The sequence below is a fragment of the Allobosea sp. 67-29 genome (genome assembly GCF_001898115.1).
In the GTDB taxonomy this organism is placed as follows: Bacteria; Pseudomonadota; Alphaproteobacteria; order Rhizobiales; family Beijerinckiaceae; genus Allobosea.
In genome coordinates this window covers 104045-117028 of record NZ_MKSQ01000007.1, presented here as the reverse complement: position 1 = coordinate 117028, position 12984 = coordinate 104045, and the positions used below count along the sequence as shown (strand labels likewise).

9 protein-coding genes are annotated in these 12984 nt (G+C 66.7%); 5 read left to right on the top strand and 4 right to left on the bottom strand.

The genetic code is table 11. The annotated features are described in order from the left end of the window. Positions 1 to 24: 24 nt before the first annotated feature. Positions 25 to 1608 (bottom strand): bifunctional aminoglycoside phosphotransferase/ATP-binding protein, encoded by a 1584-nt coding sequence (locus tag BGO20_RS04240; RefSeq protein WP_291662426.1) that lies wholly within the window; start codon positions 1606 to 1608, stop codon positions 25 to 27. 182 nt (positions 1609 to 1790) lie between these two features. Here BGO20_RS04240 and BGO20_RS04235 point away from each other — a divergent pair, with 182 nt between their 5' ends. Beyond that, positions 1791 to 1982: a hypothetical protein gene (locus BGO20_RS04235; RefSeq protein WP_291662428.1), complete on the top strand. Its 192-nt coding sequence runs from the start codon at positions 1791 to 1793 to the stop codon at positions 1980 to 1982. 25 nt (positions 1983 to 2007) lie between these two features. On the opposite strand, the gene BGO20_RS04230 is transcribed toward BGO20_RS04235, so the two are convergent. Both BGO20_RS04230 and BGO20_RS04225 read right to left on the bottom strand, forming a co-directional pair. Then, positions 2008 to 3615 (bottom strand): MBL fold metallo-hydrolase RNA specificity domain-containing protein, encoded by a 1608-nt coding sequence (locus tag BGO20_RS04230; protein ID WP_291662431.1) that lies wholly within the window; start codon positions 3613 to 3615, stop codon positions 2008 to 2010. Next, the gene (locus BGO20_RS04225; protein WP_291662433.1) at positions 3602 to 3796 is read right to left on the bottom strand and encodes a hypothetical protein; all 195 of its coding nucleotides are present in this window, start codon (positions 3794 to 3796) and stop codon (positions 3602 to 3604) included. The genes BGO20_RS04230 and BGO20_RS04225 overlap by 14 nt, the downstream gene beginning before the upstream one ends. A 21-nt stretch (positions 3797 to 3817) precedes the next feature. Between BGO20_RS04225 and BGO20_RS04220 the strand changes: the two genes are divergently transcribed. The 4 genes from BGO20_RS04220 (at position 3818) to BGO20_RS04205 (ending at position 9345) form a co-directional block, all read left to right on the top strand. Beyond that, on the top strand, positions 3818 to 4264 hold the full coding sequence (locus tag BGO20_RS04220) for a host attachment protein (protein ID WP_291662434.1): 447 nt from the start codon (positions 3818 to 3820) through the stop codon (positions 4262 to 4264). 212 nt (positions 4265 to 4476) lie between these two features. After that, on the top strand, positions 4477 to 5481 hold the full coding sequence (locus BGO20_RS04215; protein WP_291662436.1) for an HlyD family secretion protein: 1005 nt from the start codon (positions 4477 to 4479) through the stop codon (positions 5479 to 5481). Continuing rightward, on the top strand, positions 5478 to 8210 hold the full coding sequence (gene rbbA / locus BGO20_RS04210; RefSeq protein WP_291662438.1) for a ribosome-associated ATPase/putative transporter RbbA: 2733 nt from the start codon (positions 5478 to 5480) through the stop codon (positions 8208 to 8210). The genes BGO20_RS04215 and rbbA overlap by 4 nt, the downstream gene beginning before the upstream one ends. A 1-nt stretch (position 8211) precedes the next feature. Further along, entirely contained in the window at positions 8212 to 9345 is a 1134-nt protein-coding gene (locus BGO20_RS04205; protein ID WP_291662439.1) for an ABC transporter permease, read from the top strand. 33 nt (positions 9346 to 9378) lie between these two features. On the opposite strand, the gene mfd is transcribed toward BGO20_RS04205, so the two are convergent. Further along, positions 9379 to 12927 carry a transcription-repair coupling factor gene (gene mfd, locus BGO20_RS04200; RefSeq protein WP_291662441.1) on the bottom strand — a complete coding sequence of 1183 codons (3549 nt, stop codon included), beginning with the start codon at positions 12925 to 12927 and terminating at the stop codon, positions 9379 to 9381. Between the last annotated feature and the right edge of the window lie 57 nt (positions 12928 to 12984).

Below are 12984 nucleotides of genomic sequence, written 5' to 3'. Positions count from 1 at the left end.
TACGTCCAGAATCATCGGTCGCGGTCACGGCAGACACAGGGCCTCCGGCCGGGCACAGGACGGGTTCGGCCAGATCGCAGCCGCCCCGGTATGAGAGCCGATTGCCGCCAGCGCGGCGGTCGCGACCACCTCCATCTCCTCCCGCGCGGAGATCCGGGTCCATTCCGTCGCGGCCCCATGGCGGGCAACCTGCGCCAGCACGACATCCGGCGTGGCGTCGGAGGGGTCGCCGCGGCGTGCCTCCACGCGATGGACAAGCATTTGCTGCGGCGCCTGCAGCCAAAGGCCGCAGAACGGCACGCCGACGCAACGAGCCACCTCCCCGATGCGCTCGCGCTCCGCGCGACGGTCGAAGACCGCATCGGCGATGGCTGCATGTCCCTGCATCAGAGCCTCCTCGGCGGACTGCATCATGGCGCGGTAGGTGCGGGCCGAGACATCGGCGGCATAGGCTTCCGCCGACAGGCGCGTCTCGGCGGCCACGCCGCACAGTTTCTTCCGCAGTCGGTCGCTCGCGGCAATGCGCGCGCCCGGGGCTGGCCCGAGCGTCGGTGCCAATCTCGCAGCGAGCGTCGACTTGCCCGAACCCGAATAGCCGCCGATCGCCAGGAGGAGCGGCGATTGCGGCCGCAACAGGTTCCGGCAGAGCGCGAGATAGGCACGCGACTCGGCCAGTCGCTCGGCTTCCGGCCTGCTGTCATCGACCGCGACGACATGTGCGCGCACGGCAGCCCTTACCGCCATGAAGAAGGGCAGCAGACGCAGGCCCCCTTCATCGCCGAGCATATCGAGATAGCGGTTAAAGAGGACATTCGCGAGCGGTTCGAGCTTGCGATGCCAGAGGTCCATCAGAACGAAGGCGAGATCGTAGAGGATGTCGACTGTCGCCAAATCCTCATCGAACTCCAGGCAATCGAAGAGCAGCGGCCTTCCGTCGACCGAGCAGATATTGCGCAGGTGCAGGTCGCCATGCCCGCGCCGCACCCTTCCGCCGCGAGCCCTCTGGTCAAGCAAGCCGGCATGCCGTGCCAGCGCGGCCCGGCAATCCGCGATCACGGGCTCGACTTCGTCGTTGGGCAGGATTTTCGCCAGCGCGAAAGCCCGCTCGTTGATGGTGAGGACGCGCTCCATCCGCGCCGCGCCGTCGCCGTCCGTGCAGACGGCCGCCGCCTGATGGAACCGGGCGATGACGGCTGCCAGCTCGGCCATGTCGCCGGCGGTCAGGCGCCCCCTCTCCGCCAGCCGATCGAACAGGAAATTGTTGTCGAAGCGCTTCATTTCGAGCACGGCCTCGACCAGCTCGCCCTCTCCGTTCAGCGCAAGAGCACCGCTGCGCTCGCGGGTGATGCGATGGACCGCGCGATACAGATCCGGTGCTGTCCGGCGGTTCAGCATCAGCTCATGCTCGCTCATCGCCAATCGCAGTTCGGGCGTCGACAGATCGACATAGGGCAACTTGACCGGGCGCTTCAGCTTGAGGGCGCGGGCGCCGATCAACAGCACGACGGAGATGTGAGTGGAGACCATCTCCATGCAGTCGGCACAATCGCCAAAGGCCCTGGACGATCCGAGAAAGCAGATCGTTTCGTTCTGGCTGGCGGTCTGCATCACGAGGTTCCTCTTCGGTGCGCGATCATTCCCCAATCGAACTGGACGAGCCTTGACATTCCTCAAGTTGAGCCGCTCGGCGCTGGAACCTTGATCCGCCCGCCCGGGCGGTTGCGAGGCTCATCCTTGACCCCGATCAAGGACAGGCGATGACCTTCGGGCGAAATATGGAGCCCGGTCTTATGGTGAAGAGCCTCAGGATGCCAGAAGGACAGCAATCCGGTTGGATCGCCAGGATCAGGCGCTCCTTGCCGTCGTGGCGCGGCGGACGCGGCACTCTGATCGTCAACGAGCTCGACGAGAAGCCCGCCTTTTCATTCTGGCTTCATCTACGGGCGTTCGCGAGCCTGGTTCGGGAGATCCTCTCCCGCTGACCTGCAGCCCCCTCGAAAGCACCGCCTACTCGGACTCCAGCGCCTTCCGGAGGCGGCGGACGATCTGCTTGCGGGCGCGCTCGTCGGCTGCCTGCGACATCTCCTCGTCGATATCGAGGATCAGGCTGGAGAGCTCGTTGTGCCAGTCGAGGCGGCCGGCGCTTTCAGCCGCGCTCCGCACCGGACCGCCGATCTGGCGCGAGGTTGTCCCCGTGAGTGCAAAGGCGCTGTCCAGCGTGGGCGCGACGACATCGAGATCGTCATCGAGCGCTTTCACTCTTTGGCGCAGGCCTTCGATGGCATGGGTCTCGCCGTGCGTCAGGAAGACCGAGCCCGATATGGGCCGGCGCTCGGCGATCCAGGCGGCGAGCTGGGGCCCGTCGGCATGGCCCGAATAGATGTCGACCGAGCGGATGCGGGCCTTCACCCGCACGTCCTCCCCCATGATCCGGACCCGGCGGGCTCCGTCGAGCAGGATCCGGCCCAGCGTTCCCTGAGCCTGGAACCCGACGAAAAGCACCGTGGCACTGTCGCGCCACAACCATTCCTTGAGATGATGCCGGATCCGCCCGGCGTCGCACATCCCGCTCGCCGCAATCACGATATGGAAGCCCCGGATGCGGGCTATGGCCTTGCTCTGCTCGACCGATTCCGTGAAACGGACTCGGGAGTCCCGGAGGGCCTCACGCAGCGCGTCCCCGCCAGCCATCGCGCCGGCATGGTTTTCGAACACTGCACTGGCCCTGGTCGCGAGCGGTGAATCGACGAAGATCGGCGCGCTCGGGATCGCGCCCGCCTTCATCAGGCGAACGAGGTCGACGAGCAGCTCCTGCGTGCGCTCGACCGCGAAGGAGGGAATGAGCATCGCGCCGGACGCGCGTGCCGCAGCCGCGACCTCGCCCTGCAGGACATTCAGGCGTTGATCGAGCGTTACCTCCTGCCGATCGACATCGCCATAGGTCGACTCGCAGATCAGGTGATCGATGCCCCGAGGGCCCGTCGGGGCGCCGTGGAAAGGTGCGAGACTCGAGCCGATATCACCGGAAAAGAGCAGGCGCAGCGGCGCCTCGCCCGCCCTGTCGATCTCGACCTCGATGGAAGCGGAGCCGAGCAGGTGCCCGGCATCCCAAAACCGGGCGCGCATACCGCGGGCGACCGAGACCGGGGCGCCGAGCGGAACGGCGCGAAACTGGGTAAGGGTCGCCTGGGCCTGCTCGGCGTCGTAGATCGCCTGAACCGGAGGCAAGCCGCGGCGGGCATTGCGTCGGTTGAGCTGTTCGACTTCGGCCTCCTGGACATGGCCCGAATCGGCCAGCATCACCGAGCAGAGATCGATGGTCGCCGATGTCGCGAAGATCGGTCCCCTGAAGCCGTCCTTCGTCAATTTCGGCAGCAGCCCGCTGTGATCGATATGGGCATGGGTCAGGAGCACGGCATCCAGAGCGGCAGGATCGAAGGGGAACGATCGGTAGTTGAGCTCCTTTTCGGATTTGGAGCCCTGGAACAGCCCGCAATCGACCAGCAGGTGAGCCTCTCCGGTGCGGAGTGCGAAACAGGAGCCGGTGACCGCCCCGGCCGCACCGTGAAAGTACAGGCGGATCTCGCCTTCGCGCTGGCTGTCAGGGTCCGTCATCCTCGACCTCCTGCGCCGCCGCCTGCTGCCGGGCAAACAGCCTTGCCACACCACCCTTTCCGAACCACGCCGCGCCCAAATGCGCCTTGAGAATGATCAAATTGCCGCTTGCCGCGTTCCCTTTGCGCTGGATCAAGGCAGACGGGGCGGCCAGCCGGATAGTTGCCGTGTCCCGGGCCATTCCCAGACAAGGAGCCGCGCCATGAACCTGATGATCCCCCATGACGCCTGGGTGGCCGTCTGCGACGCCCGCAAGGCCCTGTTCCTTCGCAATGACGGAGGCACCGCCCAGCCAAGCCTGAAGGTCGAGCAGGTGCGGGAAGCCCCGGCGAATCCGCCGAACTCGGAGCAAGGAGCCGACCGGCCGGGCCGCATCCAGAACGCCGTCGCCCCGACCAGTGCCACGCAGGAGACCGATTGGCACGAACTGGCCGAAAACCAGTTCGCCCGCGACACCGTCTCGGCGCTGCGGCTTGCGCAGCGCTCGGGCTCGGCGAAAGACATCGTACTGGTCGCGCCGCCGCGGATGCTCGCGATGCTGCGGCAGCATCTGGACGACGATCTGCGCTCCCGCATCCTGGCCGAGGTCGACAAGGACCTGACCAAGCATCCGGTCGACGAGATCGAGCGCATTCTGACGATGGCGTGATCCGCAGAAGGACGCCCTGCCGAGGCTCGACGCTTCCGGTCGCCTGGTTTCTGCCGACAGGCGCGGACGCGCGTTCGGGCGCGTCGCAGTCTCTATGATCCCGGCTCGAATTCGATGCCAGCCATCGGCCGGCGACTTGGCTTCATCGGCCCGTCGCATGCTAGTGATGACGCGAAGGAAAGCCGTTTCCGCCCCTTTGCCGGAGAAGCCAGATGCGACGCTTGCGAGCCGTAGCGGCAGCCATTCTCGCCGTGGCCGTCCTGGCTGCGCCCGCTGCCCAGGCGCAATCGCGCATCAAGGCGTTGATCGAAAGGTTGCGCGGCGACACCATGCCCGAAGGCATCGTGAAGACCAATGGCCGGATCGAGGCGACGCAGGTCGACGTCGCGTCGAAATATGCAGGGCGTCTGGCGGAGGTAACGGTTCGGGAGGGGGACGAGGTCACCGCCGGCCAGGTGGTCGCGCGGATCTCCTCGCCCGAATACGAAGCACAGCTGCGCTCGGCGCAGGCGCAGGTCCTGCGGGCCCGCCAGGCGCTCGCCGAGGCCGAGGCGCTGATCGCGCAGCGCAAGAGCGACCAGATCCTCGCACGGACCGATGCCGAGCGTGGCAAGGAGCTGGTCGCGAAGGGATATCTCAGCAAGCAAGTCGACGAGCAGCGCTCGGCAAAGGCCGACGCTGCAGACGCCGCCCTGCGCGCCGCCGAGGCGCAACGGGACCAGGCTCAGTTCGCGATCCGCGCTTCCGAGGCCGATGCCGAGCAGATCAAGGCGATCCTCGTCGATCTCGTTCTGGTGGCGCCACGCAGCGGGCGGGTGCAGTATCAACTCGCCCGCACCGGCGAGGTCGTGGCGGCCGGGACGCGGATCGTCACCATCCTCGACCTCTCCGACGTCTACATGACGATCTATCTCCCGGCAGCCCAGGCCGGGCAGCTCGCGCTCGGTGACGAAGCCCGGATCATACTCGATCCGGTGCCGCAATACGTGATTCCGGCAACCGTCAGTTTCGTGGCCGCGGATGCCCAGTTCACGCCGAAGGCCGTCGAAACCGCCGAGGAGCGCGAGAAGCTGGTCTTCCGCATCAAACTCCAGCTCGACCGGGATTTGCTGGCCAAGTATCACCGGCAGGTGAAGACCGGCGTGCGCGGCCTCGGCTTCGTCCGCACCTCGCCCTCCGCAAAATGGCCCGACTCGCTCGCCGTGAAGCTGCCATGACCGAAGCGGGACCTGCTGCCCGGCTCATGCGCGTCACCCATCGTTACGGCAAGGTGACGGCCCTCGATGATCTGACTATCGACCTCCCTGCGGGGCGCATGATCGGTGTGATCGGACCCGACGGCGTCGGCAAGTCGACGCTCCTCGCGCTCATCGCCGGCGTACGGGCGATCCAGCAGGGCAGCGTTCACGCGCTCGGCGGCGACCTCGCCGTCACGGCCGAGCGGGAGGCGCGGCGCGGACGCATCGCCTACATGCCCCAGGGGCTTGGACGGAATCTCTATCCGACACTCTCGGTTTTCGAGAACATCGACTTTCACGCGCGGCTGTTCGGACAAGGCGGAGCCGAACGCCGCAGCCGCATCGACGAGCTGTTGCGGGCAACGGGGCTCGACCCCTTCGAGAGCCGGCCGGCCGCCAAGCTCTCGGGCGGTATGAAGCAGAAGCTCTCGCTATGCTGCGCCCTGATTCACGATCCCGACCTGCTGGTGCTCGACGAACCGACCACCGGCGTCGATCCGCTGTCGCGCGGGCAATTCTGGGATCTGATCGACACGATCCGTGCCCGCCGGCCCGGAATGAGCGTCGTTGTCGCCACCGCCTATATGGAAGAGGCGGAGCGCTTCGACTGGCTGGTCGCCATGGACGATGGGCGCGCGATCGCGACCGGCACCCCGGCCGAGCTCCGGGAGCAGGCCGGGCAACCGACCCTGGACGCCGCCTTCGTCGCGCTGCTGCCGGAAGCCAAGCGCGCCCAGCATCGTGAGGTCGAACTGCGGCCGCGGGTGACGAGCGACGATGCGACGCCCGCGATCGAGGCGGAAGGCCTGACGCGGCGCTTCGGCGACTTCGTCGCGGTCGATCACGTCAGCTTTCGCATCGGACGCGGCGAAATCTTCGGTTTCCTCGGCTCGAACGGCTGCGGCAAGTCGACCACGATGAAGATGCTGACCGGCCTGCTGCCGGCGAGCGAGGGCACGGCGAAGCTGTTTGGCCAGCCGCTCGCGGCCGACGACATGGAGACGCGGCGCAACGTCGGCTACATGTCGCAGGCCTTTTCGCTCTACACGGAACTGACGGTCCGGCAGAACCTGGTGCTGCACGCCGAGCTCTACCATCTGCCGCCCGCCGAGATCCCCGGCCGGATCGCCGAGCTTCTGGCCCGCTTCGATCTCGAAGGCGTCGCGGGCGAGCGGCCCGACAGCCTGCCGCTCGGCATCCGCCAGCGCCTTCAGCTCGCAGTCGCGGTGCTGCACCGGCCGGCCATGCTCATCCTCGACGAACCGACATCGGGCGTCGATCCGATCGCGCGCGACGCATTCTGGCGCACGCTGATCGATCTTTCCCGCGACGACGGCGTCACCATCTTCCTGTCGACGCACTTCATGAACGAGGCGGAACGCTGCGACCGCATCTCCTTCATGCATGCCGGCAAGGTACTGGCAGTCGGCACGCCGCAGGAGCTGGTTCGAAGCCGCGGCGCAGGGACCCTGGAAGAGGCCTTCATCGCCTATCTCAAGGAGGCTGCCGGCATCGCGGATTCATCGGACGTGCCGGCTGCGCCTCCTGCCGCCGCGGCACGGCCGCTTCCGCCGGCCCGCCGCTTCGACCCGCGCCGGCTCTGGGCCTGCACCCGCCGCGAGACGATGGAGCTGCTGCGCGACCCGATCCGGCTGAGCTTCGCCTTCCTCGGCCCGTTGCTCCTGATGCTGGCGTTCGGATTCGGGATTTCCTTCGACGTCGAGAATCTGAAGTTCGCGACGTTCGACCAGGACAAGTCGATGGAGAGCCGGCAACTGGTCGAGGCCTTCTCCAGCTCGCGGTATTTCGACGAGCGGCCACCGATCGCCTCCGCAGACGAGCTCGACCGGCGGCTCAGGAGCGGCGAGTTGCAGCTGGCGATCGAGATTCCGCCCTCCTTCGGCCGCGACCTGATGAGCGGACGTGTTCCGGAGCTGTCCGTCTGGCTCGACGGTGCCATGCCGTTCCGGGCCGAGACGACGCGGGGCTACGTGACGGGCCTCGCCACGCAATATGCGCAGGGCTTCGCGGCCGGTCACGCTGCGTCAAGCCATGCGCCGGAGCCGGTGACGATCGAGACCCGCTTCCGCTACAATCAAGACTTCAAGAGCGCCAATGCGATGGTGCCGAGCGTGATCATGCTGATGCTGATCGTCATTCCGGCGATCATGTCGGCCATCGGCGTCGTACGCGAGAAGGAGACCGGCTCGATCGCGAATTTCCGCTCGACGCCGATCAGCCGCTTCGAGTTCCTCTTCGGCAAGCAGCTGCCCTATATCGGCGTGGCGATGGGCAGCTTCCTGATGCTCGTGGTGATCGCCCTGACGGTCTTCGCTGTGCCGATCAAAGGCTCGGCGTGGACATTGCTGTTGGCGACCCTGCTCTATGTCTCCGCGACGACCGGCTTCGGTCAGTTGATCTCCAGCTTCACGCGCACGCAGGTCTCGGCCGTCTTCGCTACGGCGATCCTGTCGATCATCCCGGCCGTCAATTTCTCCGGGCTGATGGTGCCGGTCGCCTCGCTTTCGGGCGGCGGCCGCCTGATCGGCACGAGCCTGCCCCCGGCGTGGTACCAGCCCGTCAGCGTCGGTGTCTTCACCAAGGGCCTCGGGGCCGCCGAACTCTGGCCCAATCTCCTCGTCCTTGCCGGCTTCTTCCTGCTTTTCCTCGTCGTCGCGCAGCTCGGGCTGCGCAAGCAGGAAGCCTGAGATGGCCGGCATCGCGACGCACGTTCAGAACATCCTGCGCCTCGTGGTGAAGGAATTGCGCAGCATCAGGGCCGATCCGGTGATGCTGATCCTGGTCGCCTACACCTTCAGCATTGCGGTCTACACTGTGGCGACAAGCGTCAAGCTCGAAGCCCGTGATCTGACGATCGGCATTGTCGACGAGGATCGCTCGGAGCTGTCGCGGACGCTGCTGGGGGCCTTCGGCCCGCCGCTGTTCAAGATCTCCCGGCAGATCGGTGCCAGCGAGATCGACAGCGAGATGAATTCCGGCCGCCTGGTCTTCGTGCTGGAAATACCGCCGAACTTCCAGGCCGATCTGCTGGCCGGACGGCAGACCTCGGTGCAGCTCAACATCGACGCCACGGCGATGACGCAAGCCGGCAACGGCGCCGTCTATATCCAGCAGATCATCGCGCAGGAGATTGCCAACAGGAAGGCCGGGCGAGAGACCGTCACCTCTCTGCCGATCAATCTGGTCGTGCGCGCCCGCTTCAACCCCAATCTCGACTCGGGCTGGTTCAGCTCGGTGATGCAGATCCTCAACAACATCACGCTGCTGACGATCGTGCTGACCGGCGCGGCCCTGATCCGCGAGCGCGAGCAGGGCACGGTCGAGCACCTGCTGGTGATGCCGGTCACGCCGATCGAGATCATGCTGGCGAAAATCGTCGCGAACGCGCTCGTCATCCTGCTGGCGGCGGTCGCCTCGCTTGTCGTCGTGGTCGAATGGGCACTGGGCGTACCGATCGCCGGATCGCTGTTGCTGTTCGTCCTCGGCAGCGCGATCTATGCCTTCACGGTGGCTGCGCTCGGGATACTGCTCGGCACGCTCGCCACGACCATGGGCCAGTTCGGCCTGCTCGCCATCCCTGTCTTCGTTGTCACCCAGTTGCTGTCGGGTGCGACGACACCGATGGAAAGCATGCCGACCTGGCTGCAATGGACCATGCGGACGCTCTCCCCGACGCCGCATTTCGTCACCTTCTCGCAGGGCGTTCTGTATCGCGGCGCCGGTCTCGACGTTGTCTGGCCCGAGATCGCCAAGATCATCACGATCGGTGCCGCCTATTTCGGCTTCGCCCTCGCCCGATTCCGCAAGGTCATCTTCGCCTGAAGGCGCGCTCGGGATCTCGTTCCAACCGGCGCCCTAGGCGGCCTTCTTCCTTTCGGCGATCCGCGCGAGATCGGTCAGCAGCCGGCGCGTGGCCTTCAGGCGCTGCTCGACCGTGTCGAAATCGTCGATGAAGACGACGCGCATGTCGGGGCGAACCTTGGCCAGCGTGCCCTGCTTGGCGACGAAGCCGACCAGCCCTTCCGGATTGGCGAATTCGTTGTTGCGGAAGGCGACGATGATGCCCTTCGGCCCGGCCTCGACCTTCTCGACATTGGCGCGCTTGCAAAGCGCCTTGATCGCGACGATCTCCAGCAACTGGTTGACCTCCTCCGGCAGCGGGCCGAAGCGATCGACCAATTCGGCGCCGAAGGATTGCAATTCGCCATCGTCGTCCATGGTCGAGAGGCGCTTGTAGAGCGTCAGCCTCAACGTCAGGTCGGCGACATAGTGCTCGGGGATCATGACGGGCGCGCCGACCTGGATCGCCGGCGACCATTGTGTCTCGGTCTCGAACTCGATGCCGGCCTTGAGCGCCGCCACCGCCTCCTCCAGCATCTGCTGGTAGAGCTCGTAGCCGACCTCCTTGATATGGCCGGACTGCTCGTCGCCGAGCAGGTTGCCGGCGCCGCGGATGTCGAGATCGTGGCTGGCGAGCTGGAAACCCGCGCCCAGCGTATCGAGCGATTGCAGGACCTTGAGGCGCTTGTCGGCCTGCTCGGTCAGCTTGCGGTTGGCCGGCACGGTGAAGAGCGCATAGGCGCGCGTCTTCGAGCGGCCGACACGGCCGCGGAGCTGATAGAGCTGGGCGAGGCCGAACATGTCGGCGCGATGGACGATCAGCGTGTTGGCGGTCGGGATATCGAGGCCCGACTCGACGATCGTGGTCGAGAGCAGGATATCGTACTGGCCCTCGTAGAAGGCCGTCATCACGTCTTCCAGCGTGCCCGCCGCCATCTGGCCATGGGCGATGCCGACCTTGCATTCCGGCACCTGCTTGTCGAGGAAGTCCTTGACGTCGGCGATATCCTCGATGCGCGGCACGACATAGAAGCTGCGCCCGCCGCGATAGCGCTCGCGCAATAGCGCCTCGCGCACGATCAGCGGGTCGAACGGCGTGACGAAGGTGCGCACCGCGAGGCGATCGACCGGCGGCGTCGCGATGATCGAGAGCTCGCGTACACCGGTCATGGCGAGCTGGAGCGTGCGCGGGATCGGCGTCGCGGTCAGCGTCAGCATGTGAACCTCGGCGCGCATTTCCTTCAGCTTCTCCTTATGGGCGACGCCGAAATGCTGCTCTTCGTCGACGATGACGAGGCCGAGATCCTTGAAGTCGACGCCCTTGCCGAGCAGCGCGTGCGTGCCGACCACGATATCCATCGTGCCGTCCCTGGCGCCCTGCTTCACCGCCTTGAGATCGGCCGAACCGACGAAGCGCGAGGCCTGCCCGACATTGACCGGCAAGCCGGCAAATCGATCCGCGAAGTTCCTGTAATGCTGGCGCGCGAGCAGCGTCGTCGGCACGACAACCGCGACCTGCTTGCCGTTGAGTGCAGTAGCGAAAGCGGCGCGCAGCGCGACCTCGGTCTTGCCGAAGCCGACATCGCCGCAGACGAGGCGGTCCATCGGGCGCCCGGCCGCGAGATCGTCCAGGACCGCATCGATGGTGTTCTGCTGGTCTTCGGTCTCCTCATAGGGGAAGCGGGCGATGAACTCGTCATAGACGCCGGCCGGCGGCACGAGGCGCGGTGCCTCCTTGAGCGCGCGCGCCGCCGCGATCTGGATGAGCTTGCCGGCCATCTCGCGGATGCGCTGCTTGAGCTTGGCCTTGCGCGCCTGCCAGCCGCCACCACCCAGACGGTCGAGCTGGACCTCCGTGTCCTCCGAGCCGTAGCGGGATAGCAGTTCGATGTTCTCGACCGGCAGGAACAGCTTGGAATCGCCGGCATAATGGATTTCGAGGCAGTCATGCGGCGCGCCGGCCGCCGTGATCGACTGCAGGCCGATGAAGCGGCCGATGCCGTGGTCGACATGGACGACGAGATCGCCCGGCGCGAGCGACGAGAGCTCCGCGATGAAGTCCTGCGGGCGCCTGGTCTTGCGGCGCGGACGGACGAGGCGATCGCCCAGGATGTCCTGCTCGCCGATCACAGCAAGGCGTCCGGCCTCGAAGCCGGTCTCGAAACCCCAGACCGCGAGCGCGACCGTGCCGGGCTTGAGATCGAAGGCCGCGCGCAGCGAGCCGGTCATCTGGACGCTCTTCAGCCCGTGGTCTTCGAGCACATGCGCGAGCCGCTCGCGCGAGCCTTCCGACCACGCGGCGAGGATGACGCGCCTGCCGTCGGCCTCCAGGGCCCTCACATGGGCGACGGCGGCCTCGAAGACGCTGCCGGACTCGCCCGCGCGCTCGGCCGCGAAGCTGCGGCCCTGCTTGCCGCCGAGATCGAGGATGAGCTTGCCTTCGCTGTCGGGCAGATGGAACGGCGTGAGCGTCGCGACGCCGGAACCATCGATCACCGCGCGCCAGTCGCCCGGCGAGAGATAGAGCGCGTCCGGCGGCAACGGCTTGTAGGGAATGCCGCCGCCCCCGCCCTGCTCCAGCGCAGCCTTGCGGGCGTCGTAATAGTCCTTGATCAGGCTGATGCGCTCACCGACCGCGTCCTCGGCTTGATGGTCGAGCACCAGGGGCACGTCGGGCAGATAGGTGAAGAGCGTGTCGAGCTTTTCCGCCAGCAGCGGCAGCCAGTGCTCCAGCCCGGCGGGGCGGCGGCCTTCGCTGACGGCTTCATAGAGGGTGTCGTCGCGGCCGGGCGTGCCGAAGGTCGAGATATAGGACTGGCGGAAGCGGCGGATGCTCTCGCTCGTCATCTGCGCCTCGGACATCGGCACGAGGTCGAGCCCGCGCAATTGCCCGGTGGTACGCTGCGTCTCCGGATCGAAGGTGCGGATCGATTCGAGCGTGTCGCCGAAGAAGTCGAGCCGGATCGGCGCCGGCATGCCCGGCGGGAACAGGTCGACGATGCCGCCGCGCACGGCGAATTCGCCGGTCTCGCGCACGGTCGAGGTCCGCAGATAGCCGTTGATGTCGAGCCAGCGCGCCAGCTCCTCGATATCGACCATGTTGCCGGGCGCCGCCGAGAAGCTCTCCGACGCCACCTTGCCGAAGGCCGGAACGCGCTGGAGCGCGGCGTTGACGGTGGTTAGCAGCAGGCGCGGCCGCTCGCCCGATTTGGTCTTGGCGAGGCGCGACAGCGTCGTCATCCGGTGCGCGACGATGGCGGGCGCGGGCGAGACGCGGTCATAGGGCTGGCAGTCCCAGGCCGGGAAGCTCATTACCTCCAGGTCCGGCGCGACGAATTGCAGCGCGTTCTCAAGCACCTGCAGGCGCTGGCCATCACGTGCGATGAAGACGAGCAGCGCCGGTCCCTCACCCTTCTTGGCGCGGGCGCGGGTCAGGTCGGCGAGGACGACGGCGTCGAAGCCATCCGGCACGCCGGCGAGCGTCGGCTTGTCGCCACGGTTCAGCGCATCGAGCAGGCGGTCGAGCTGCGGCTTGGCGATCTGGCTTGGGGGAGGAATGCTCATCGAAATCGTCGTTTTCTCAAGTGTCCGAGGTCATCCCGGATCGGCGCTTCGCTACGC